At 59.2% G+C, this 22287-nt stretch carries 22 protein-coding genes; 13 read left to right on the forward strand and 9 right to left on the reverse strand.

The features are described 5' to 3' along the window. Positions 1–65 precede the first annotated feature (65 nt). The 3 genes from JN756_RS05975 to JN756_RS05985 all read left to right on the forward strand — a co-directional run bounded on the left by JN756_RS05975 (position 66) and on the right by JN756_RS05985 (position 3295). The gene (locus JN756_RS05975; RefSeq protein WP_201021921.1) at positions 66–1655 is read left to right on the forward strand and encodes a hypothetical protein; all 1590 of its coding nucleotides are present in this window, start codon (positions 66–68) and stop codon (positions 1653–1655) included. A gap of 131 nt (positions 1656–1786) precedes the next feature. Continuing rightward, positions 1787–2917 carry a GTPase gene (locus JN756_RS05980; RefSeq protein WP_102617540.1) on the forward strand — a complete coding sequence of 377 codons (1131 nt, stop codon included), beginning with the start codon at positions 1787–1789 and terminating at the stop codon, positions 2915–2917. 90 nt (positions 2918–3007) lie between these two features. Continuing rightward, positions 3008–3295: a phosphate-starvation-inducible PsiE family protein gene (locus tag JN756_RS05985; protein WP_260476654.1), complete on the forward strand. Its 288-nt coding sequence runs from the start codon at positions 3008–3010 to the stop codon at positions 3293–3295. On the opposite strand, the gene JN756_RS05990 is transcribed toward JN756_RS05985, so the two are convergent. Then, positions 3292–3609, reverse strand: a complete 318-nt coding sequence (locus JN756_RS05990) for a DUF3509 domain-containing protein (RefSeq protein ID WP_126587595.1) — start codon at positions 3607–3609, stop codon at positions 3292–3294. The two genes, JN756_RS05985 and JN756_RS05990, sit on opposite strands and share 4 nt — an antisense overlap. A gap of 569 nt (positions 3610–4178) precedes the next feature. Between JN756_RS05990 and JN756_RS05995 the strand changes: the two genes are divergently transcribed. Then, the gene (locus JN756_RS05995; protein ID WP_046384600.1) at positions 4179–4589 is read left to right on the forward strand and encodes an HPF/RaiA family ribosome-associated protein; all 411 of its coding nucleotides are present in this window, start codon (positions 4179–4181) and stop codon (positions 4587–4589) included. Positions 4590–4643: 54 nt separating this feature from the next. Here the strand turns inward: JN756_RS05995 and JN756_RS06000 are convergent, their stop codons facing one another. Continuing rightward, positions 4644–6164 carry an MFS transporter gene (locus JN756_RS06000; RefSeq protein WP_057004301.1) on the reverse strand — a complete coding sequence of 507 codons (1521 nt, stop codon included), beginning with the start codon at positions 6162–6164 and terminating at the stop codon, positions 4644–4646. A gap of 106 nt (positions 6165–6270) precedes the next feature. Between JN756_RS06000 and JN756_RS06005 the strand changes: the two genes are divergently transcribed. The 6 genes from JN756_RS06005 (at position 6271) to JN756_RS06030 (ending at position 11039) form a co-directional block, all read left to right on the forward strand. After that, positions 6271–7182 (forward strand): LysR family transcriptional regulator, encoded by a 912-nt coding sequence (locus JN756_RS06005; RefSeq protein WP_201021922.1) that lies wholly within the window; start codon positions 6271–6273, stop codon positions 7180–7182. Positions 7183–7278: 96 nt separating this feature from the next. Next, entirely contained in the window at positions 7279–7581 is a 303-nt protein-coding gene (locus JN756_RS06010) for a DUF3649 domain-containing protein (RefSeq protein ID WP_046384598.1), read from the forward strand. Then, positions 7578–9152, forward strand: coding sequence for a PepSY domain-containing protein (locus JN756_RS06015; protein WP_128191562.1), 1575 nt, complete (start codon positions 7578–7580; stop codon positions 9150–9152). The genes JN756_RS06010 and JN756_RS06015 overlap by 4 nt, the downstream gene beginning before the upstream one ends. Beyond that, the gene (locus tag JN756_RS06020; protein WP_108525912.1) at positions 9153–9479 is read left to right on the forward strand and encodes a DUF3325 domain-containing protein; all 327 of its coding nucleotides are present in this window, start codon (positions 9153–9155) and stop codon (positions 9477–9479) included. It abuts the gene before it with no gap. Positions 9480–9486: 7 nt separating this feature from the next. After that, positions 9487–10065: an RNA polymerase sigma factor gene (locus JN756_RS06025; RefSeq protein WP_017844530.1), complete on the forward strand. Its 579-nt coding sequence runs from the start codon at positions 9487–9489 to the stop codon at positions 10063–10065. Further along, positions 10062–11039, forward strand: a complete 978-nt coding sequence (locus JN756_RS06030) for a FecR family protein (protein WP_201021923.1) — start codon at positions 10062–10064, stop codon at positions 11037–11039. Before JN756_RS06025 ends, JN756_RS06030 begins: the two co-directional genes overlap by 4 nt. Here JN756_RS06030 and JN756_RS06035 read toward each other — a convergent pair whose 3' ends face one another. Both JN756_RS06035 and yejK read right to left on the reverse strand, forming a co-directional pair. Further along, a complete protein-coding gene (locus JN756_RS06035; RefSeq protein ID WP_017844532.1) occupies positions 11040–11390 on the reverse strand; it encodes a glutaredoxin family protein in 351 nt (116 codons plus the stop codon). Beyond that, on the reverse strand, positions 11390–12394 hold the full coding sequence (gene yejK, locus JN756_RS06040) for a nucleoid-associated protein YejK (protein ID WP_017844533.1): 1005 nt from the start codon (positions 12392–12394) through the stop codon (positions 11390–11392). Before yejK ends, JN756_RS06035 begins: the two co-directional genes overlap by 1 nt. Before the next feature lie 397 nt (positions 12395–12791). Between yejK and JN756_RS06045 the strand changes: the two genes are divergently transcribed. Beyond that, positions 12792–13073 carry an HU family DNA-binding protein gene (locus JN756_RS06045; RefSeq protein ID WP_003188840.1) on the forward strand — a complete coding sequence of 94 codons (282 nt, stop codon included), beginning with the start codon at positions 12792–12794 and terminating at the stop codon, positions 13071–13073. 67 nt (positions 13074–13140) lie between these two features. Here the strand turns inward: JN756_RS06045 and rlmF are convergent, their stop codons facing one another. The 5 genes from rlmF to JN756_RS06070 all read right to left on the reverse strand — a co-directional run bounded on the left by rlmF (position 13141) and on the right by JN756_RS06070 (position 19724). Next, complete coding sequence (gene rlmF, locus JN756_RS06050; RefSeq protein WP_046384592.1) at positions 13141–14163, reverse strand: 23S rRNA (adenine(1618)-N(6))-methyltransferase RlmF; 1023 nt, start codon at positions 14161–14163, stop codon at positions 13141–13143. Positions 14164–14319: 156 nt separating this feature from the next. Then, positions 14320–17166, reverse strand: a complete 2847-nt coding sequence (locus tag JN756_RS06055; protein ID WP_201021924.1) for a valine--tRNA ligase — start codon at positions 17164–17166, stop codon at positions 14320–14322. Positions 17167–17340: 174 nt separating this feature from the next. Continuing rightward, positions 17341–17745, reverse strand: a complete 405-nt coding sequence (locus JN756_RS06060) for a hypothetical protein (protein ID WP_057004308.1) — start codon at positions 17743–17745, stop codon at positions 17341–17343. A gap of 7 nt (positions 17746–17752) precedes the next feature. Beyond that, the gene (locus tag JN756_RS06065) at positions 17753–18181 is read right to left on the reverse strand and encodes a DNA polymerase III subunit chi (protein ID WP_057004309.1); all 429 of its coding nucleotides are present in this window, start codon (positions 18179–18181) and stop codon (positions 17753–17755) included. Between the two features lie 52 nt (positions 18182–18233). Continuing rightward, positions 18234–19724 carry a leucyl aminopeptidase gene (locus JN756_RS06070; RefSeq protein ID WP_017844539.1) on the reverse strand — a complete coding sequence of 497 codons (1491 nt, stop codon included), beginning with the start codon at positions 19722–19724 and terminating at the stop codon, positions 18234–18236. A 286-nt stretch (positions 19725–20010) separates the two neighbouring features. Between JN756_RS06070 and lptF the strand changes: the two genes are divergently transcribed. Then, positions 20011–21129, forward strand: a complete 1119-nt coding sequence (gene lptF, locus JN756_RS06075; protein WP_046384588.1) for an LPS export ABC transporter permease LptF — start codon at positions 20011–20013, stop codon at positions 21127–21129. Continuing rightward, entirely contained in the window at positions 21122–22201 is a 1080-nt protein-coding gene (gene lptG / locus JN756_RS06080; RefSeq protein ID WP_046384587.1) for an LPS export ABC transporter permease LptG, read from the forward strand. Before lptF ends, lptG begins: the two co-directional genes overlap by 8 nt. Positions 22202–22287: the final 86 nt, after the last annotated feature.

Raw genomic sequence — 22287 nt, forward strand, 5'->3', positions numbered from 1 at the left:
TTTGTTGATTTGTTAAGGTTTTTAAGGTGAGTTAAGTTTTAGTTTTTGTAAAAAAGGATTTTTAAGTGAAAAACAACAAGAGAAATTTCTCAAATAAATACTCTGATGTTCGTAATAGTATTTTGAAATACTCGCGTGATTCCGTTTTCACTCTCGCTATGAACTATTTGGCTATGGAGAATAGTTCTGGCGGAAAATCGTTTATGATTCAGGATGCCCAGTGGTTGATTTTTATGATGATTAAAATCTCATCATCAAGCACAGGTGTTTTAAAAATGAATGATACTGATTTTGTTAGGCTCTGTAATAAGCTGTTTAGATTGCAAGACTATCTTATTGATGCTGACCCTGCAAATTTATTATTGAGATTCAGACCGTTGATTTATCAGCAGTCGCTGCTTCGCAAGGATGTACCGGAGTGTATGAGAAGTCTTGCAAGGCAATGCAAGATTCTAGGTGGTAACGAGTTTTACGAAAAAACTTTCCATGAGATTACTGGTGTCGGAGTCGCTAGCTATTTCACTATCTGGCTGAATATTTTAGTTCAGGCGACAGGCAAGAAAGGTAGTGGGTCTTTTGAACTAAATATCATAGACCTGTTATATCGTGTTCAAAAAGTCGTACCATTATATCAAGTGGTGAATTTTTTCGTTTTTTTCGGAGTTCGTTATAGTGATTTGCCAACTTTTTTCGCCAGATTTAGTGGTAGTGCTGGAACGGTTGACGATTATTATTATGATACGCCTTTAAAGAAAAAACCTTTTTTGGTGTCAGGTAAAAAAATCTATCTATTCTCGGAAAAGCTTTTGCTGTCATGCTTTCCATTACTTTTAATTCAGACAATCAAGGATGCAAGAGTTGAGGACGCAAAAGCCCAGCTAGGACTGGATGTCGAGGCATATATTGGCGGATTATTAAAAAAGACAGCTTTAAAGGTTTTTGATGAAAAGGCTTTGAAAACTATTTATCGAGAAAATAATATTCCCTCGCTGGGTTCTAAAGTCACTGATTTTGCAATAGATGGTGAGAGTGTTGTTTTGCTCGAAAGTAAGGCGATTGAGCAAACGGATTGGCTCAAAGTCAACACTGACCCGGTAGAGCTAAAAAAGAGGCTGGACCAAGACTTCATTAAGGCTGTTATACAAGCAGAAAAGTGCGCGATGTTTCTTTCTCAAACCGAAGAATTTCGGGGGCGAAACTTTAAGGCTGTTGTCGTGACTTATGATGATTTTGGGATTTCAACTGCTTCCAGTATCAAACAGCTAATAGGGGTGGATATAGAGGATGAAGTTAAGAAGCAGTGTAATGGTGAATGCCCTATATCTCTAGATGATATAGTTTTTATTGCTATCTCTGATTTCGAGGCGTTGACATTTGCTATAGAGAATGAAATGGTAAAACTAGACGAAATCATTGAGGAGTGTCTTGGTGAACAATCCTTTAATACTGGTATGTCTTTCCGGAAAGCCATAATGGATAGGTGTGAGTTTGATGTTTATAAACAGGCCGGTGATGTTCTTACGTCAGACGATAGTTTTATTCAGCAGCTTGTAAATTTTAGTAATAGTGGTCACGCATTAAATGTACAAAGGCCGCAGGAATTAATCGTTATGCACGACGAGGTGATGCGGTCTATAAATTTTAGTTTTTTATAGTTTGTTGTCGATGGTGCTTACGTGTTCGAGTATCGGCTTGCTTTGAATTAATGCAGGTATCCCCATTTTTGCATCGATGTGGCACAATGCTATGCGGTAGAGTCTAAAACTGTCATTTTCTGGAGTTGGTTATGAGTGATGGAATATCGAAGGAAGAGTTTGACGATCTGTTCAGTAAAGTTTACGAAGAGCGTAAGCCGAATTTTGATGAGCATGTCAATGTTGCTGTAGTTGGCAAGGTGAGCGCTGGTAAAAGTTCTTTGCTAAACGCTGTTCTTGGTTGCACTCGGAAAGACCCTCTCGCAAAAGTCGGTGCTAGCTCGGGCGTCACCACAAAAGTCACTGCTTATAAGCTTGATGAACAGGTTTTAATCATCGACTGTCCGGGACTCGATGATGTTCGTGAAGAGAATAGCGAAGAGACTGTAGAGTTCTTAAAAAATATTGATCTAGGTCTTTTTGTAGTCACTGGTTCGGCTGACGCCTCGCAGGCGGCGAATTTTGAGGATCTTAAGAAAAGCTCAAGTAAAGTATTCGTTGTTCTAAATAAAATTGATGAATGGGACGATCTGCAAGAGTCGGCTTATGAAGATGTTAAAGAACAGTGGTGTAAAATACTGGGCGTAGATAAGGTTTTCGGAACCTGCACCAAAGGGTTTGATCCGAAAATGCGTGAGTCAGCACCGATGGATATTCGAGGTGTTGATGAGTTAAGGACAGAAATTTTTGTCTTCTTGAACACCGAAGGCAAAGCTCTGCTCCTTGCGAGGCATCTTCGAAACAAGGAGAACTATGCAGTTGGAATTATTGGCGCTGCCATTGTTGCAGTTGCAGGCGAGGCGTTCATTCCTGGGAGTGCTGCATACATTACTGCTACGCAAGTGGTAGCTATTACCTCCCTCAATTATTTATACAAAGGCGAGGTTCTAAATAAATCTTCTGCGCTCGCCTTGTTGCCGACATTCGCTGGTGAAACGCTAGGTATGTCGGCATTCTTGATTGCTAAATCCTTCCTTCCTCCAACACTCATTCTTGATGCGGCGGCAGCCGCGATCGCAGTAGTTATTACGTTTGCTATGCTGGCTGCTGTCAAGTGGATGTTGGAGAATGATCACTCGTTGGATGAAAAGGATTTGCTGAAAAAAGTCTTTGGCGATTTCAAAGATATTGCCGGTGAGTTGAAAGCTACCAAGCCTAGTGATTTGAGAAACAAGGCTAATATTATTGCTTTGATAAGTAGATTGCTGAAAAAATCTATCTAATACTAGATTGGGGTTATTTTTATGGCCCCTTTTCTGATTGGTTATGCCTCCATCCGCTTAATAGTTTTTGAAAACTGATGTGAGCGAAAAATATTAAATCTTTTTTCAAAAATTTCCGGAAAATTCGTCAAGACCAACCACATGCCGGTGCGCTTCCTGATCTACGTGGCGATCACCGCGCTGACGCGTCTGCTGATCTCCAACGTGTCCCACCACAACCCGCCGGACATCGGCATCATCTACCTGTGCGGCGGGATTCTGTTGTTGGCGTTCTCGATTCTGGTGGTGCGCTACGCGTCGTCGGCGTTTCCCTCGGTGAAGGTGCAAGGCCCGCACCGCAAGGGCGAGAGCCTTGAAACAGAGAAAGGTGAGCTTTAAAGCCTGACGCTGAAGGGTTGGGGACGGGTGGGCGGTCGCTGCAACAGCTTGTGACTGTCCCCGTCCGTCATCACTGCCAGGATTTCCATGGCGCTGTGGCCCTGCTCGATGGCAATGCCGAACTGGATGCTTTGCACCAGGCGCTTGAGCCGTTGCGGGTCGTTGCGTTGTGCGGCGCTGATCATGCGCTTGACCACCACGCCCTGCTCATTCGAGAGGGTCAGCATGATGCTGCCATCCAGGCGCTGGATGCTCAGGTTGACCCGGTATTGTGGGGTGAAGGTGTCGGTGATGATCTGAAAAGGATTGTCCATGGTGCGTTACCGCCTGATAAGAACATGCAGTCATTGACGACCGAGGTCTGGATTAGTTCGCGTTGCCTGACCACCGGCCACTCCGTCGCTGAGGGTTCACAACATCCGTTTGCCTCATCAGCTGTACAGCAAGGGCCGTGCCGTACAGCGACCTGTCTGACGCTGGAACACACCTGTGGGAGAGGGCTGGCCCGCGATTGCGGGGGATCAGCTCATGAATCCTCGGCTGAGAGACGGCTATCGCGGGCGAGCCGGTTCCCACATGGGTTGGCGTCGTGCTTTGTTTCAGGGCAATAGCGAGAATGCGGTGCATGATTGGTCGGCGGCGCAAGCAGGCACGCGCGGGGCAACGATGAAGATTGCGGGGCATAGGAAGATGTAACTAACTCCCCACCCTACCAGCGTTTTTGCTTGTAGTCAGGGTTAATTTGTAATGTGGGATTTATCTTTGCAAAGGGGTTGAATTGTTTCTCTGACTGCTCAATTGTGTAATCAAGAGGTCATGGTTTCACCACCCCGGTGTTGCAGTTTGTGACCTCTCGCGAGCTAGCTGAAATAAGGGAAGAACTATGCAAATCCAAGTCAATAGCGATAACCATATTGAAAGCAGCATCCGACTGGAGGAGTGGGTACGTAATACCATTGAAAGCACGCTCGAACGTTATGAAGAAGACCTGACCCGCGTTGAGGTCTACCTGCGGGATGAGAACGGCGACAAGCCCGGTCCCCACGATTTAAGCTGCCGCCTGGAAGCACGGCCAAAGGGCCATCAACCGCTTTCGGTGCTGCATAAAGCCGATACGCTGGAACTGGCGATCGACGGTGCCGCGACCAAGCTGGACCATGCGTTGGAACACCTGTTCGGCAAACTGCAAGGCAAGCCACGCGCTGCCGCGAAAAATGTGCCGGCCAACAAAGTGAATGATGACGCGCTTGAAGAGGAATTCCTGGAAAACGAAAACGCTGCAATTAACAGCTGACAGTTTTTTCATTCCCCACTGAGAACGGGCCTGCAGATGCAGGCCCGTTTTTGTTTACCTGCTGCGTCGGAAAAAATACCCGCTCAACCACGCCAACCCACACGCCCCTACGCCCGCAAACAACATCGCCCAACCTGCGCCGTGGCGCAGCGCCGCTTGGGCATCCGCGCGCGCCAGCCCCATCGAGCTCAGCACTTCCAGCTTGCCCGCTGCAATGTGCTGACTGATCGCGGGCCAATCCAGTGCGCTGGTTTCGGGCAGCACTTCGGCCAGTTGATGGCTGATCCCCAGCAAGAGCACCAAACCCATCAGCGCAATATTCAGCGCCAGGGTGATCAGCCGCGCACTGAGGTCGATACCCGAGGCCATGCCGGCGCGATCCGCCGAGACCGAGCCGGTGGTGGTGTTGGTGGTCGGTGAGTTGGTCAGCGCCAAGCCCACGCCGGCCATCGCGCAACTGAACAGCACCAGCACGATGTTTGGATGCGCGGCGCCATTGGCGGCGGCCATGGCCAGAAAGCCGGTGCCCATCACCCCCAGGCCCAGCGGGATGATGCGTGCGGCGCCGTAGCGCAGGGCCAGGCGTTCGGCCAGCGGCGGTACCAGCAAGGTGGGCAGGGTATAGGCGAGCAGGGCGCTGCCGGTGGTCAGGGTGTCGTAGCCCAGGCCCGCCTGGAAGTACAACGGCAGGTAGATCATGAACGGCCAGAAGCTGAAGTTCATGCCGATCGACCCCATCAACGCGCCGTTGAAGCGTTGGATGCGAAACACCGAAAAATCGAACATCGGATGGGCGCTGCGCCGCTCAATCAAGCTGAACAGCAGCAGCGCGGCCAGCGACAGGCCGGCCCAGCCCAGCATGGCCGGTGCGCCAAAGCCATTCTCGGTGCCTTGGGTGATGAAATAAACCAACGCAAACACCGACAGCGTCAAGGTGAGCATGCCGGCGATATCGAGGCGATGGCTGGCCGGGTCGCGCGACTCCTGCACGCTGACATGCAGCAGCACCAGAGTCAGCAAGGTCAGCGGCACATGTACGAGAAACACCCAGCGCCAGTCCGCCACCGCCAGGATCAACGCCCCGACCATCGGCCCGAAGCCCAGGCCCAGGCCCGCGATCACGCCCCACACCGCAAAAGCCCGCGCCCGCGCCGCCGGTTCACGGAACTGGTGCGACAAAATCGCGAACTGGCAGATCATCATCGCCCCGGCGCCCACGCCCTGGACGAAACGCGCCGTGATCAGCTGGGACGCGTCTTCAGCCAGCCCGCAGGCCAGTGAGGCCAAGCCAAACAGCCACAGGCACAGCACCAGCATGCGTCGCCGGCCAAAGCGGTCGGCCAGCGTGCCGGCAGCCATCAGTACGCTGGTGCAGGCCAGGGTGTAGGCGTTCATGATCCATTGGGCATCCTGGAAACCCGTGCCCAATTGTTGTTCCAGCGTGGGCAGGATCACCGGCACGCTGGAGATTTCCAGGCCGAACATCAGCGCCACCAGGCACACGGCGGTGAGGGCGAGCGCGTTTCTGGCGGAGCTTGATGGGCTGACAGCCGATACAGCGACGGCGGGAGGCATGGGGTCTTCCTTTCGAGAGGTGGAGCGTGTCATTCTCGCGGGAAGTGGATTCTTTATTCGTGACAAGTTTTCCTTCAATCAGGGAATCAAAGGCGACAATTACAGCATGGCCACCCCACGTTTTGATGGCGTTGAACTCTTTCTGCAGATCGTCGAGAGCGGCAACCTGACCGAAGCCGCCGAACGGCTGAACCTCACCCGTTCGGCCGTGGGCAAAGGCTTGGCGCGCCTCGAGGCGCGCCTGGGCACGTGCCTGTTGCAGCGTTCCACCCGCCGCCAGCGGTTGACTGAGGACGGGCAGGCTTATTACGAGCATTGCCTGCGCGCGCTGGCCGAGCTGGAAGCGGCCGAATCCGTGCTCGAAAGCGGTCGGCAGCAGCCTCGCGGGCGCTTGAGGGCGAGCTTGCCGCTGGCTTTCGGGCATCACTATGCGGCGCCGGCGTTGTGGGGCTTGCTGGATCGTTTTGCGCAGTTGGAGATTGATATTTCGTTTTCTGACCGGCTGATCGACGTGGCCCAGGAAGGCTTCGACCTGGCGGTGCGAATCGGCGCGTTACCCGACACCGACCGCTTGAGCGCGCGGCGCCTGGGCGAACAGGCCATCGGCCTGGCGGCGGCGCCGGCGTATTTGCGCCGCGTCGGTCGAATCGAGTGTCTCGAAGATTTGGCCGGGCACCGCGGCATTGCCTACCGCTGCAATGCGCCGCGCCTGGAGTGGGAACTCAATGATGCCCAAGGCCGCCCGCACCGCGCGCGGGTCGCCTCGCCGCTGATGATGGACGACCTCCAGGCCGTGGCCGATGCCGCCATCGCTGGCGTGGGCCTGGCCTGGTTGCCGAGCTGGCTGATCGCGCACTATGTGCTGCGCGGGCAGCTGGAAGCGGTACTGCCGAGCTACCGCGAGCAACCCGCGCCGATCCATGTGATCTGGCCCACCGCGGCGCACATGCCGGCCAAGACGCGCTGCGACATCGACGCCCTGGTCGCGGGCACCCCGAGTTGCCTGGCGGGCAGCTAGATCTCACGCCTTCGAGCAGGTGATTCATCCGTTCTCTTTTGCTTATGAGAATATTTATCATTAATATTGCGCTCTGATGAACCTGGCGCTCCCCGCATGAAAAGCAAAACCTCGCTTCCCGCCGCTTACCGCCTCGCTGTCACGTCACGCGCATTGGCCGCTGTGGTCGGCGGCTATCTGATGGCGTCTCTGGCCGCCGTCTGCCTGGCGCTGTGGCTGCCCACGTCCCGCGCCGACGCAGTGATCACCGGGATGATGAGTTCGTTTGTGTTCTACCTGTTGGCGGTGCTGTGGTGCTTTGCCTGCCGCACGGCATGGCGTGCCTGGTGTGGCGTGATGCTGCCGAGCGCGTTGTTCGCGACCCTGGCAGGTGTGGGTGTATGGATGGCACGCACATGAAAGAAGGATTCCGCCAGGCCATGGCCTGGTTGCACACTTGGGCCGGACTGATCTTTGGCTGGCTGCTGTTTGCGATTTTCCTGACGGGCACCTTGTCGTATTTCAAGGATGAAATCAGCCATTGGACCCAGCCCGAAGTGCAGGCCAGGCCGTTGGACGATGGGCGCAGCCTCGCGGTGGCCCAAGCCTACCTGCAGCAGCAGGCGCCCACCGCCGCGCGCTGGATTATTACCTTGCCGAACAGCCGCGACCCTGGCCTGTCGGTGATGTGGCAAGACAAGGTCGACCCGGGCAAACGCGGCAACTTCATCCAGAAAGTCCTCGACCCGGTCAGCGGCCAAGCCGTGCAAGCCCGCGAAAGCATGGGCGGCGAGTTCTTCTATCGCTTCCACTTCCAGCTGCAAATGCCGTACCCCTGGGGCCGCTGGTTATCCACCTTCGCCGCGATGGTGATGTTGGTCGCGTTGATCACCGGCATCATCACCCACAAAAAAATCTTCAAGGACTTCTTCACCTTCCGCCCCCGCAAGGGCCAGCGCTCCTGGCTCGACGGGCATAACGCCGTGGGCGTGCTGGTGCTGCCGTTTCATTTGATGATCACCTACAGCAGCCTGGTGATCTTCATGAGCATGGTCATGCCGGCCCCGATCGTGGCCTCTTACGGCAACGACAGCCGGGCCTTCTTCAACGAGGTGTTCCCCGCCACCGACAACGCCCCGGCGCTGGGCCAGCCCGGCACATTGTTGCCGTTGCTGCCGATGTACGAACAGGCGCGGGCGCAGTGGGCGGGCGGGCATGTCGGGCGTTTGGTGGTGAATAACCCGAGTGATGCGAATGCCTCGGTCAATGTGGTCCGCGCCGGCGCCGACCGCGTGGTGCATGATTTCGGCAGCACCGTGTCGTTCAACGGCAGTACCGGCGAGCGGCTGCGGGTCAGCGCCGAGCAATCGCTGCCGGCGGCGATCGGTGGCAGTTTCTATGGCCTGCACATGGGCCGTTTCGCCGGCCCGGTGTTGCGCTGGCTGTATTTTATCTGTGGGCTGGCGGGCACCGCGATGATCGGCACCGGCCTGGTGATCTGGCTCGGCAAGCGCCAGCTCAAGCACGCCAAAACCGGCGGCATGCCGTTTGAGCTGCGCCTGGTCGAAGTGCTCAATATCGCCAGCATGTCCGGGTTGTTGATCGCCATCGCGGCGTTCTTCTGGGCCAACCGTTTGTTGCCGGTGAGCTTCGCCCAGCGCGCCGACTGGGAAGTGCAAATGTTCTTTATCGCGTGGGGCCTGAGCCTGTTGCACGCCATGCTGCGCCGAGGGCGCCAGGCCTGGGTCGAGCAACTGAGCGTTGGCGCGCTGTTGTTTGGCGCGATCCCTGCGCTCAACGCGCTGACCACCTCGCACCACTTGGGCGTGTCACTGGCGACGGGCGACTGGGCCATGGCCGGCTTCGACCTGACGTGCCTGGGCAGCGGGGTATTCCTCGCCTGGGCCGCCTGGAAGATGCACCACCGCACGGCGCCCCAGCCCAAGGCCGAACGGGCGCGCGCGCTCACTCTCAAACCGGAGGCGCATTGAATGCTGCTTGCATGGCTGATGTGCTACGTCGGGTTTACCGCACTGTGCCTGTCCACCGACCGTCACCATGGCGAACTGCTGCGCAGCAAGCCGTCGCCGCGCCGCCGCCTGGGGTTGCGCGCGGTCGGTGGGGGGGGCTTGACGCTATCGATCTGGCCAGCGGTGGCTGCCTCGGGGTGGGCCCAAGGCCTGGTGGAGTGGTGCGCGGTGTTGATGCTCAGCGCGCTGCTGCTGGTGCTGCTGTTGCCGTATTGGCCGAGGTTGGCCTTGAGCCTGGCGGGCGTCGGCCTGCTGGCCGGTCCCGTCGCAGCCTTTGCCACCCTGTGAGCCGCGCATGATGATCAGTACGCCACCGGAACCCCAGGACAGCCCGCACGCGGACGCGGCGGGTGGGCGCGCGCATTTCCTGCAGGTGTTTTTGTCCCAGCGTTCGCAGATGGAAGCGCTGGTCAGCCGGCGCGTGGGCTGTCGTGCCACTGCAGCCGACCTGGTGCAGGACTTGTTCCTGCGCTTCTGGCGCCGGCCGCTGGTGCAGGTCGAAGAACTCAGCACGTACCTGCTGCGCTGCGCCGGCAATATCGCCATCGACCACCTGCGCAGCGAAGGCGCGCGGGTGCGCAGCAACGAAGGCTGGTTGCCCGAGCAGCAGGACAATCAAGGCTCCGAACCCCAGGCTGCACTGGAGGCCGGCAACGACCTGCGCCACGTCGAGGCGGCCTTGCGCAGCTTGCCCGAGCGCACCCGCCAGATCTTCCTGCTCAACCGCATCCATGGCCGCAAATACGCGCAAATCGCCAAGGCCATGGGGCTGTCCCAAAGTGCCGTGGAAAAACATATGATGCGTGCCCTCGAAGCCTGCAAAGCCAGCCTTCGCGAGCCATCGCCTCCACGCACGCCAGGGAAAGCACCGTGAATGTCACTCCCACGCCCGACCAGCAACAGGCCGCACTGGCCTGGCTGAGCCTGTTGCACGACCAGCCCAGCAGCGGCGACCAGGCCACCTTCAGCCTTTGGCTGCGGGCTGATCCGGCACACGTCGAGGCCTATTCCCAGGCCCAGGTGCTATGGGAGTTGAGCGAAGTGCCGGCGCGTAAACTGGCGGACGAAGACGCGTTGGCCTTACACGGCTACCTGAATGCGATGCACACCTCGCAGCGCTCACGGGCCATGCGCGGGGTGGGCGCCCTGGCCATGGCCGCGTGCCTGGTGTTGATGGTGTGCATGGGCGGCGGCTGGCAACCGTCGCGCTGGGTCGATGACCTGGGGGCGGACTACGTGACGGCGCCGGGCGAGGTGAAAACCGTGACCCTGGCCGATCAATCCCGCGTCACCCTGGATGCCGACAGCGCCATCGCCGTGGATTTCAGCCAAGGTGAGCGGCATGTCCAACTGCGGCGCGGCGCGGGCTTTTTCAGCGTGACTCACACCGGCGCGGCATTTGTGGTGGGCGCGGGCAGTGGTGAAACACGGGTGCTGGGCACGCAGTTCGAAGTGCGTCTGCAACCGGCGGGCGCGCAGGTGACAGTGTTGTCGGGGCGGGTCGGCGTCACGCCGGCCAAGCAGGGTGCGCAGCAAATTCTTACGGCGGGCCAGCAAATGAGCTACGCCGAGAGCGTGGCCGAGCCCCTGCACGCGGTCGACAGCGAATCTCGCCTGGCCTGGCGCGACGGCTGGCTCAACTACTACAAGGCACCGCTGGCCGAGGTGATCGAGGATCTGCAGCGTTACTACCCTGGGCGCATCCTGCTGCTCAACGACGAAGTGGGCTCCCGGCGTGTCAGCGGCAGTTTCCCGAGCAACGATCCGCAAGCCGTGCTGAATGGCTTGCAAGCGGTGCTGGGGTTCGAGCAGCACACGCTGCTGGGGCGGCTGATCGTGGTGCGCTGATTACTTCAGCGCCGCCATGATCTTCTCGGGGCTGTAATCGCGAATCAACGTGCCGTTCACGTCCACGAACGGAATCCCGCCGCCGCCCAACGCTTCATAGGCCTTGCGCGCCTGGGCGTCTTTTTCGATATCGAGCGCCTGGTACGGAATGCCTTTCTGGTCGAGGAAGCGGCGGATCTGTTTGCAGTAGCCACACCACTCGGTGGAGTAGAGCACCACGCGCGCCGAAGCCCGCGTTTGCTCCGGGACCACCTGGGACGGGTTGAACAGCCGTTCGACCTTGCCCCAGTTCTGGATCGCCACCACCACCAGCAACACCAGCAGGACTTTTTTAAGGACCCCGCCGAGCATCAGTTGCGGCGCTTGAGCTGGTCGGTCAGTTGGGTCGGCAGGCCCTTGATGATCAAGGTGCCGGCGGCTTCGTCGTACTCGATCTTGTCGCCCAGCAGGTGCGCTTCAAAGCTGATCGACAGCCCTTCGGCGCGCCCGGTGAAGCGGCGGAACTGGTTGAGGGTGCGTTTGTCGGCCGGGATCTCCGGCGACAGCCCATAGTCCTTGTTGCGGATGTGGTCATAAAACGCCTTAGGCCGATCTTCATCGATCAGCCCCGACAGTTCTTCCAGGCCCATCGGCTCGCCGAGCTTGGCCTGGCTGCTGGCGTAGTCCACCAGGGTCTTGGTCTTTTCGCGGGCGGTTTCGTCCGGCAGGTCCTCGCTTTCAACGAAGTCGCTGAACGCCTTGAGCAGGGTACGCGTTTCTCCCGGGCCGTCGACGCCTTCCTGGCAGCCGATGAAGTCGCGGAAGTACTCCGAGACTTTCTTGCCGTTCTTGCCCTTGATGAACGAGATGTACTGCTTGGACTGCTTGTTGTTCTGCCACTCGGACACGTTGATCCGCGCCGCCAGGTGCAACTGGCCCAGGTCGAGGTGGCGCGATGGCGTCACGTCCAGTTCGTCGGTGACCGCCACGCCTTCGCTGTGGTGCAGCAGGGCGATGGCCAGGTAGTCGGTCATGCCTTGCTGGTAGTGGGCAAACAGCACGTGGCCGCCGGTGGACAGGTTGGACTCTTCCATCAGCTTCTGCAGGTGTTCGACGGCGGTGCGGCTGAACGTGGTGAAATCCTGGCCCCCGTCGAAATACTCCTTCAACCAGCCGCTGAACGGGTGCGCGCCCGACTCGGCATGGAAGAAACCCCAGGCCTTGCCTTGTTTGGCGTTGTAGCTCTCGTTGAGGTCGGCAAGCATGTTCTCGATCGCGGCCGACTCGGCAAGTTCGGAGTCGCGGGCGTGGAGAACTGCGGGTGTGCCGTCGGGTTTTTTGTCGATCAGGTGGACGATGCAATGACGGATCGGCATAGGCTTCTCGGCTGGTTGATAGGGGAGCGGTTGGCCTCCCCGAAAAGTCGCCCAGTGTACCGCACCCATTGGCCAAGACGTGCTTTGAAGGTGTTTTGGAAGGCCTCCGACGGGCCATATGCCTTTTTTTCACGGTTTAGAGCGATAAAGCTGACCAAATGGGTAGGTAGAAGCGGATATTTCCCCGTCTCTGTGCTAGTTTTGCCCGGTCTTACGCCCAAGACTCGGCGTTAAGCGTGCATTCAGTATTTGTCAGGTCGAACCAATCCTCGTTTCAAGCATCTATAACCCCGATCTCCGAGGTTATAGCCGGGGATGCCAGGCCTTGACGGTCGGGCTCGACGGCTGACACTGCACTCTGCAATCCATATGAATTTGATAGGGAAGGAACACCACAATGGCTATTACTAAAGACCAACTGATCGCTGACCTGGCTGAAGCAGTAGACGCACCGAAAACCACCGTGCGCGCTCTGCTGGACCAACTGAGCCAAGTTGTTGCTGATCAGCTGGAAAACGGCGGCGAAATCACTCTGCCAGGCGTTGGCAAACTGAAAGTGACCGAGCGTCCTGCCCGTACTGGCCGTAACCCTTCGACTGGCGCTGCCATCGAAATCGCTGCCAAGAAAGTTATCAAGCTGGTTGTGGCCAAAGGCCTGACCGACGCTGTTAACAAGTAAGACGCAGCAAAAAAAACCGTGCGCCGGAGCGATCCGGGCACGGTTTTTTGTTGCCCGGGATTTAGGCTCAGTCTTTGCGCGCCCAGCGCTGGCGCCATACCTGCTGCTCGGATGGGGTCTGGAAGGTCCAGGCGACAAAGCGGCTCTGTTTCTGGCCCTGGGACATTTCCACCACCTGGCTTTGCAGCACGCCGGCTTTTCTCAGCGCGGTCTCGATCGCGGGCAGGTTCGAGGCTTTCGACACCAGGGTGCTGAACCACAACACCTTGTGGGCAAAGTGCGCGCTCTCGGCGATCAATTGCGTCACGAAGCGCGCTTCACCGCCTTCACACCACAGTTCGGCCGATTGGCCGCCGAAGTTCAGCACCGGCAACTTGCGTTTTGGGTCAGCCTTGCCCAGGGCGCGCCATTTGCGTTCGCTGCCTTTGGTGGCCTCGTCCATGGACGCGTGGAACGGCGGGTTGCACATGGTCAGGTCAAAGCGCTCGCCCGGTTCCAGCAGGCCCAGCAGGATCTGTTTGGGGTTGCTTTGCTGGCGAAGCTGGATCGCCTTGTTCAGGCCGTTGGACTGCACGATGGCCTTGGCGGCGGCGACGGCGGTGGGGTCGACTTCCGAACCGAGGAAGTGCCAGCGGTATTCGCTGTAGCCGATCAGCGGGTAGACGCAGTTGGCGCCCATGCCGATGTCCAGCACCTTGACCGGCGCGCCGCGGGGGATTTCGCCGTCATTGACACTGGCCAGCAGGTCGGCGAGGAAGTGGACGTAGTCGGCACGCCCTGGCACCGGCGGGCACAGGTAATCCGCCGGGATGTCCCAATGCTGCACGCCATAGAAGGACTTCAACAGCGCCCGGTTGAATACGCGCACGGCGTCCGGGCTGGCGAAGTCGATGCTTTCCTTGCCGTAGGGGTTGATGATCACGAATTGCGCCAGTTCCGGCGTGGTCTTGATCAGCGCCGGGAAGTCGTAACGGCCCTGGTGGCGGTTGCGCGGGTGCAGGCTGGCCTCTTTGCGCGGCACGACGGGTTTGGCCGTGGCGGCGGTCTTGGGCTTCTTGCGCGGAGGTTTCGGTGTGCTGGGGGCGGTCATGATGATTCTGGTGTTGGCTCAAAGTGGTGGGCATTGTCACACATCCTGAGGTCAACTCGATCAAATGTGGGAGGGAGCAAGCCCCCTCCCACATTGATCGGGTTTGCAAAGGAAAAAAAAGAGACCCGCAGGTCTCTTTTTTCACACGGCTAGCCCTTACAGGCTGGAAATCCGCGCATGTTGCTCCGCCAGCTTGCCCAGGGCCTGTTCGGCCTCGGCCAGTTTGGCGCGTTCTTTGTCGATTACTTCAGCCGGTGCCTTGTCGACGAATGCCGCGTTGGACAGCTTGCCGCCGACCCGCTGCACTTCGCCTTGCAGGCGTGCAATTTCCTTGTCGAGACGGGCCAGTTCCGCGCCTTTGTCGATCAGGCCGGCCATCGGCACCAGCACTTCCATGTCGCCGACCAGTGCGGTCGCCGACAGTGGCGCTTCGGTGCCATCCGCCAATACGGTGATCGATTCGAGCTTGGCCAGCTTCTTGAGCAGCGCATCGTTCTCGCTGAGACGACGCTGGTCTTCGGCGCTGGCGTTCTTCACGAACACCGCCAGTGGCTTGCCCGGGCCGATGTTCATCTCGGCGCGGATGTTGCGCGTGCCGAGCATCAGGGTCTTGAGCCATTCGATATCGCTTTCGGCAGCCTCATCGATGCGGGCTTCGTTGGCCACCGGCCAAGGTTGCAGCATGATGGTCTTGCCTTGGATACCGGCCAGCGGCGCGAGGCGCTGCCAGATTTCTTCGGTGATGAACGGCATGAATGGGTGCGCCAGGCGCAGTGCCACTTCGAGGACGCGCACCAGGGTGCGACGGGTGCCGCGCTGGCGTTCGACCGGCGCATTTTCGTCCCACAGCACTGGCTTGGACAGTTCCAGGTACCAGTCGCAATACTGGTTCCAGATGAACTCGTACAAGACCTGCGCGGCCAGGTCGAAACGGAACTGGTCGAGTTGGCGGGTCACTTCGGCTTCGGTACGCTGCAGTTGCGAGATGATCCAGCGGTCGGCCAGGGTCAGTTCGACTTCTTCGCCGTTCTGCCCGCAGTCTTCGCCTTTATCCAGGACGTAGCGCGCCGCGTTCCAGATTTTGTTGCAGAAGTTGCGATAGCCTTCGACGCGGCCCATGTCGAACTTGATGTCGCGACCGGTGGACGCCAGCGAGCAGAAGGTGAAGCGCAGGGCGTCGGTGCCGTAGCTAGCGATGCCGTCGGCGAACTCGTCGCGGGTCTGCTTCTCGATCTTCTTCGCCAGTTTCGGCTGCATCATGCCCGAGGTGCGTTTCTGCACCAGGGTTTCCAGGTCGATACCGTCGATGATGTCCAGGGGGTCCAGAACGTTGCCCTTGGACTTGGACATCTTCTGGCCCTGGCCATCGCGCACCAGGCCGTGGACGTACACGGTCTTGAACGGTACTTGCGGCGTGCCGTCTTCGTTCTTCACCAGGTGCATGGTCAGCATGATCATCCGGGCAACCCAGAAGAAAATGATGTCGAAGCCGGTGACCAGCACGTCGGTGGAGTGGAATTTCTTCAGGAACTCGGTCTGCTGCGGCCAGCCCAGGGTGGAGAAGGTCCACAGGCCCGCGCTGAACCAGGTGTCCAGTACGTCGTTGTCCTGCTGCAGCGCCACGTCCGGGCCGAGGTTGTGCTTGGCGCGCACTTCGGCTTCGTCGCGGCCGACATAGACCTTGCCCGACTCGTCGTACCAGGCCGGAATGCGGTGGCCCCACCACAGCTGACGGCTGATGCACCAGTCCTGGATGTCGCGCATCCACGAGAAGTACATGTTTTCATACTGTTTAGGCACGAACTGGATGCGGCCATCTTCCACGGCTGCAATCGCAGGCTCAGCCAGCGGCTTGGTAGACACGTACCACTGGTCGGTCAGCCACGGTTCGATGATGGTGCCGGAGCGGTCGCCCTTCGGCACTTTCAGGTTGTGGTCGTCGACGCTGACCAACAGGCCGGCGGCGTCGAAGGCGGCAACGATCTGCTTGCGTGCTTCGAAACGGTCGAGGCCGACGTATTCGGCCGGGATCTTGCCATCGATGCTCTCGTTCAGCGTGCCGTCCAGATTGAAGACCTGGCAGGCCGGCAGTACGGCGGCATTCTTGTCGAAGATGTTCAGCAGCGGCAGGTTGTGGCGCTTGCCGACTTCGTAGTCGTTGAAGTCGTGGGCCGGGGTGATTTTCACGCAGCCGGTGCCGAATTCGGGGTCGCAGTAGTCGTCGGCGATGATCGGGATGCGGCGGCCGACAAGCGGCAGCTCGACGAACTTGCCGATCAGGGCCTGATAGCGCTCATCGTTCGGGTTCACGGCCACGGCGGCATCGCCGAGCATGGTTTCCGGACGGGTGGTGGCGACGATCAGGTAGTCGTGGCCTTCAGCGGTCTTGGCGCCGTCGGCCAGCGGGTACTTGAGGTTCCACAGGAAGCCTTTCTCGTCGTGGTTTTCCACTTCGAGGTCGGAAATCGCCGTGTGCAGCTTGGTGTCCCAGTTGACCAGGCGCTTGCCGCGGTAGATCAGGCCGTCTTCATGCAGGCGCACGAAGGCTTCTTTCACGGCTTCCGACAGGCCGTCGTCCATGGTGAAGCGCTCGCGGCTCCAGTCGACGGACGAACCCAGGCGACGGATCTGACGGCTGATGTTGCCGCCGGACTGGTCCTTCCATTCCCAGACTTTCTCCAGGAATTTCTCGCGGCCCAGGTCGTGACGGTTCTGGCCGGTGGCTTCGAGTTGGCGCTCCACCAGCATCTGCGTGGCGATACCGGCGTGGTCGGTGCCCGGTTGCCACAGGGTGTTGCGGCCCTGCATGCGGCGGAAACGGATCAACGCATCCATGATCGCATTGTTGAAGCCATGGCCCATGTGCAGGCTGCCAGTGACGTTCGGTGGCGGAATCATGATGGTGTAGGAATCGCCCGCACCTTGCGGAGCGAAATAATTCTCGGACTCCCAGGTCTTGTACCAGGAAGTTTCAATAGCGTGCGGCTGGTAGGTCTTATCCATGCGCGGCGGGACCCTAGTTGGCATTAATTCAGGAAAGCCGGCAAGTATAACGGGGGATAGGGGCGAGGGGTAGGAGCGAGCTTGCTCGCGAAAACCTGAAGGGCCGCGCGTTCATTCAGGATGTCCGCGGCATCATTGACGATTTTCGCGAGCAAGCTCGCTCCTACAGGGGCGCTAATTCTGGTACTGGCTGAGCAACCGCTCCATCCGCGCATCCATCCGGCGCTTGATCTCGGTTTCGATATGCGGGGCGAAGTCGTCGATCACGTCTTGCATGATCAGTTGCGCGGCGGCGCGCAGTTCGTTGTCCAGGTGCAGCAGCAAGGCATCCGGGGTTTTTTCGGCAGGCGCGGCAGCGGGTGCCGCTTCGACAACCGGTGGGGCCGGCGCAGGTTGCGGTTCGAGCGGTTCAACCGGCTTGGCGCCGACCATGTCGAACAACAAGGGGATCTGCACGTCGCCATTGACGGTTTCTGTCAATAACGGCGGTTGAAGGTTGTCATCACCCAGCAACTGACGGATCGACTCCAGGTCGTCCAACAGGTGGTCGTCTTTTTTTAGCGTGTTCGGGGTGTCCATCATGCACTCAAAGTCGTTGTAGCCGGTGATCCTGCAAAGGATAGCCCTGTTCGCGATAGAAACGGAAACTCTCCCGCGCGGCCTGACGAATAGCCGGATCTTCCACCACCACTTCCGCCACGCGGGCGAACGCCTTGGCAAAGGCCGGGACTTTCAGGTCGAGGTTGACCAGCAGGTCATGGTGATCGCCGCAGCTGTCGCCTACGCCCAGGACCACCTGGCCGTCGGGTTCACTTTCCGCAGGGCCGTGGGGCACGAAACTTTCGCCCTTGAAGCGCCACAGGCGTGCGTCGAGCTCGTCGCGTTGGGCGGCATCGCTGCAATGCAGGTAGATGCGGTGGCCCATGCGCCAGGCTTTTTCGGTGAGTTTGCAGGCAAAGTCCAGGCGCGCGAGCGGATCGGCGCTGGGCAGTATATAGAAGTCAACTTGGGTCATTGCGGTTCCTGGAGCCCGAGGCGGCGGTAACGCCGCCCCGGAGTCACGGTTTTCAGGCCTTGGCGCGATCCAGCAGGTACTGGGTCAGCAGAGGCACCGGACGGCCGGTAGCGCCCTTGTCCTTGCCGCCGCTGGTCCAGGCGGTGCCGGCGATGTCCAGGTGCGCCCAGTTGAAGTTCTTGGCGAACCGCGACAGGAAGCAGGCTGCAGTGATGGTGCCGGCTTTCGGGCCGCCGATGTTGGCGATGTCGGCGAACGGGCTGTCCAGCTGTTCCTGATACTCATCGAACAGCGGCAGTTGCCAGGCGCGGTCGTCGGCGGCCTTGCCGGCGCTGAGCAGTTGCTCGATCAACTCGTCGTTGTTGCCCAGCAGACCCGAAGTGTGGGAGCCGAGAGCAACGATGCAGGCACCGGTCAAGGTGGCGATGTCGATCACCGCCTGTGGCTTGAAGCGTTCGGCGTAGGTCAGCGCATCGCACAGCACCAGGCGGCCTTCGGCGTCGGTGTTGAGGATTTCGACGGTCTGGCCGCTCAGGGTGGTGACGATATCGCCCGGACGGGCCGCGCCGCCGCTCGGCATGTTCTCGGCGCAGGCCAGGATGCACACCAGGTTGATCGGCAGCTTGAGCTCCAGCACCGCGCGCAGGGTGCCGAACACGCTGGCGGCGCCGCCCATGTCGTACTTCATCTCATCCATGCCCAGGCCCGGCTTGAGGCTGATGCCGCCGGTGTCGAAGGTGATGCCTTTACCGACCAGGGCGTAAGGCTTCTCGGCCTTCTTGCCGCCGTTGTATTGCATCACGATCAGGCGTGGCGGCTGGTCGCTGCCCTGGCCGACCGCATAGAACGAGCCCATGCCCAGTTCCTTGATCTTCTTCTCATCCAGCACTTCGACTTTCAGGCTTTTGAATTCCTTGCCCAGCGCCTTGGCCTGCTCGCCCAGGTAGGTCGGGTGGCAGATGTTCGGCGGCAGGTTGCCGAGGTCGCGGGTGAACGACATGCCGGCGGCGATGGCCTGGGCGTGGCTCACGGCGCGTTCGACTTCGGCCTGGGCGGCCTTGATGGTCAGCAGGGTGACTTTCTTCAAGGCACGCGGTTCGGCTTTCTGGCTCTTGAACTGGTCGAAGATGTAGCCGCCGTCGAGCAGGCTTTCGGCCAGCAGGCGGGTCTTGCCGTAGCTGTCACGGCCCTTGACCACGATTTCATCGAGTGCCAGCGTCGCGTCGCTGCCGCCCAGGCCCTTGAGGGTGGTGAGAATGCCGCTGATGATCTTGCGGAACGGGCGGTCGCCGAGTTCGGCGTCCTTGCCCACGCCCACCAGCAATACGCGCTCGGCCTTCAGGTTCGGCAGGCTTTGCAGCAGCAGGCTCTGGCCGACCTTGCCGGCCAGGTCGCCGCGCTTGAGGACCGCGCTGATGGCGCCGCCGCTCAGTTCGTCGAGTTGTTTGGCCGCAACGCCGAGCTTGCGGCCTTCGCCGACAGCGACCACGAGGGTGGCGGTTTTCAACGTTTCGGGGCTAACGCTTTTTACAACCAATTCCATGTTCGGGTCCCTTATAAAGGTCTGTGAGCCTGGAGTCTGTGTGCTCCGGCTTTTAAAGCCTGGCAGCCGTGTAAACCGCCAGCGACAAAGGCCGCAGTTTGAACCTCGGCGGCGGAGCCTGACAACCCTTGCCGCAGGCTTTGTGTACGCGCATGAGTAAGCTCCGTGACAGGCGCGGTCAATCACAGGATAATGCGCAATCTTTTTAGCCGGCCTGTTTAAACGGGCCGACTCGTTATGCTTGCTTGTTTGGCCGCCTTAGCCTGACAACCCTGGAGTGTCTGGTTTGATTGTCTTCCGTTATCTGTCCCGCGAAGTCCTGTTGACCCTGAGTGCCGTGAGCGCGGTATTGCTGGTCATCATCATGAGTGGTCGTTTCGTCAAGTTCCTTGCCCAGGCGGCTTCTGGCGCCCTGGATCCGGGCTCGCTGTTCTTGATCATGGGCTTTCGCCTGCCAGGCTTTCTGCAGCTGATTCTGCCGCTCGGCCTGTTCCTCGGCATTCTTCTGGCCTACGGCCGGTTGTACCTTGAAAGTGAAATGACTGTGCTTTCGGCCACCGGCATGAGCCAGCAGCGTCTGCTGGCCATGACCATGGTGCCGGCCGCCGGTGTTGCCCTGCTGGTGGCCTGGTTGAGCATGAGCCTGGCGCCGCAAGGTGCCATGCAGTTCCAGTTGCTGCTGAACAAGCAGGACGCGATGACTGAGTTCGACACCCTCGAGCCCGGGCGCTTTCAGGCACTCAACGACGGCACGCGGGTGACCTACACCGAAACCATGACCGATGACCGCGCCAACCTCGGCGGCGTGTTCATTTCCCAGAAAAACCTTGGGCAGAACCAGAAAGACCGTGGCATTTCGATTCTGGTGGCCGACAGCGGCCGGCAGGAAGTTCGCCCCGACGGCAGCCGTTACCTGATCCTGGAAAATGGCTATCGCTATGACGGCAGCCCGGGCCTGGCGGATTATCGGGCAATCAAATACGACACTTATGGCGTAATGCTGGCTCGTCCTGATATCAGCGAAGAAGTCACCGACCGCGATGCACTCCCGACGTCGTCGCTTTTCGGCAGCCCGGAACTGCGTTCCATCGCCGAGCTGCAATGGCGTATTTCCCTGCCGTTGCTGGTGTTCATCGTGACGCTGATGGCCGTGCCGCTGTCCCGCGTCAACCCGCGCCAGGGCCGCTTCCTCAAGCTGCTGCCGGCGATCCTGCTGTACATGGCCTACCTGACCATCCTGATCTCCGCCCGTGGTTCCCTGGAAAAGGGCAAGCTGTCGCCGACCCTGGGCCTGTGGTGGGTACACGGGGTCTTCCTGATGATCGGCCTCGGGCTGCTCTACTGGGAACCTATACGTCTGAAAATGAAGAGCCGTCGTGGCCAGAAGGAGTTGGCTCGTGGCTAAGCTCGATCGCTACATCGGTAGCAGCGTACTGATCGCCATCCTGGCGGTGTTGGGCATCATTCTCGGGCTGGCGTCGTTGTTCGCCTTCATTGATGAAGTGGGCAACGTCACCGACACCTATACCGTGACGGACGTATTGAGCTTCGTGGCGCTGACCGCCCCGCGTCGTCTCTACGAAATGATGCCGATGGCCGGGTTGATCGGCTGCCTGATCGGCTTGGGCGGCCTGGCCAGCAACAGCGAGCTGACGATCATGCGTGCGGCCGGGGTTTCCATCGGCCGTATCGTCTGGGCCGTCATGAAACCGATGCTGTTGCTGATGGCGTGCAGCGTGCTGATCGGCGAGTACGTGGCGCCACCGTCCGAAGCCACTGCCCAGGCCAATCGTGCCTTGGCCCAGGGTTCGGGCGATGCGCAAAGCGCCAGGCACGGCCTGTGGCACCGTCAGGGTGATGAATTCATCCACATCAACGCCGTGCAGCCCGACGGCCTGCTGATTGGTGTGACGCGCTACACGTTCGACAAAGAGCGGCACATGCTGACCTCCAGTTTCGCCAAGCGCGCGCAGTACAGTGCTGAGAAATGGACGCTGAGTGATGTCACCACCACTTACTTCCGCAATGTGGGCCAAGGCATCAAGGCCAGCACGGAAGTGATCAGTGTGCCGACCGAGCAATGGGACATCGCCCTGAAGCCGGAACTGCTCAATACCGTGGTCATGATCCCGGAAGCCCTGCCGATCTCCGGTTTGTGGAGTTATATCCACTACCTCAAGGATCAGGGCCTGAATAACGGCCGTTACTGGCTGGCGTTCTGGGTCAAGGTGCTGCAACCCGTGGTCACCGCCGCGCTGGTGCTGATGGCGATCTCGTTCATCTTCGGCCCGTTGCGCTCCGTGACCCTCGGTCAGCGGGTCTTCACCGGCGTTCTGGTGGGCTTCGCGTTCCGGATCGCCCAGGATTTGCTTGGCCCGTCGAGCCTGGTGTTCGGCTTCTCGCCGCTGTTTGCGGTGCTGGTGCCGACCGCGATCTGCGCCCTGGCCGGGTTCTGGCTGCTGCGCCGCGCCGGGTGAGCCTGCGCTTATGAGCAAAAAATGCCCCGTTCGAGAGATCGGGGCATTTTTGTTCTGGTCAGCAAAGATGACGTCCTGCCCGAGCA

The organism is Pseudomonas sp. Y39-6, from assembly GCF_023651955.1.
Taxonomy (GTDB): Bacteria; Pseudomonadota; Gammaproteobacteria; order Pseudomonadales; family Pseudomonadaceae; genus Aquipseudomonas; species Aquipseudomonas veronii.

Coding starts and splice junctions, on each gene's coding strand:
- JN756_RS05980 (WP_102617540.1), top strand. CDS start 1,787: ATGAGTGATGGAATATCGAAGGAAGAGTTTGACGATCTGTTCAGTAAA.
- JN756_RS05990 (WP_126587595.1), bottom strand. CDS start 3,609: ATGGACAATCCTTTTCAGATCATCACCGACACCTTCACCCCACAATAC.
- JN756_RS05995 (WP_046384600.1), top strand. CDS start 4,179: ATGCAAATCCAAGTCAATAGCGATAACCATATTGAAAGCAGCATCCGA.
- JN756_RS06000 (WP_057004301.1), bottom strand. CDS start 6,164: ATGCCTCCCGCCGTCGCTGTATCGGCTGTCAGCCCATCAAGCTCCGCC.
- JN756_RS06005 (WP_201021922.1), top strand. CDS start 6,271: ATGGCCACCCCACGTTTTGATGGCGTTGAACTCTTTCTGCAGATCGTC.
- JN756_RS06010 (WP_046384598.1), top strand. CDS start 7,279: ATGAAAAGCAAAACCTCGCTTCCCGCCGCTTACCGCCTCGCTGTCACG.
- JN756_RS06015 (WP_128191562.1), top strand. CDS start 7,578: ATGAAAGAAGGATTCCGCCAGGCCATGGCCTGGTTGCACACTTGGGCC.
- JN756_RS06020 (WP_108525912.1), top strand. CDS start 9,153: ATGCTGCTTGCATGGCTGATGTGCTACGTCGGGTTTACCGCACTGTGC.
- JN756_RS06025 (WP_017844530.1), top strand. CDS start 9,487: ATGATGATCAGTACGCCACCGGAACCCCAGGACAGCCCGCACGCGGAC.
- JN756_RS06035 (WP_017844532.1), bottom strand. CDS start 11,390: ATGCTCGGCGGGGTCCTTAAAAAAGTCCTGCTGGTGTTGCTGGTGGTG.
- yejK (WP_017844533.1), bottom strand. CDS start 12,394: ATGCCGATCCGTCATTGCATCGTCCACCTGATCGACAAAAAACCCGAC.
- JN756_RS06045 (WP_003188840.1), top strand. CDS start 12,792: ATGGCTATTACTAAAGACCAACTGATCGCTGACCTGGCTGAAGCAGTA.
- rlmF (WP_046384592.1), bottom strand. CDS start 14,163: ATGACCGCCCCCAGCACACCGAAACCTCCGCGCAAGAAGCCCAAGACC.
- JN756_RS06055 (WP_201021924.1), bottom strand. CDS start 17,166: ATGGATAAGACCTACCAGCCGCACGCTATTGAAACTTCCTGGTACAAG.
- JN756_RS06060 (WP_057004308.1), bottom strand. CDS start 17,745: ATGGACACCCCGAACACGCTAAAAAAAGACGACCACCTGTTGGACGAC.
- JN756_RS06065 (WP_057004309.1), bottom strand. CDS start 18,181: ATGACCCAAGTTGACTTCTATATACTGCCCAGCGCCGATCCGCTCGCG.
- JN756_RS06070 (WP_017844539.1), bottom strand. CDS start 19,724: ATGGAATTGGTTGTAAAAAGCGTTAGCCCCGAAACGTTGAAAACCGCC.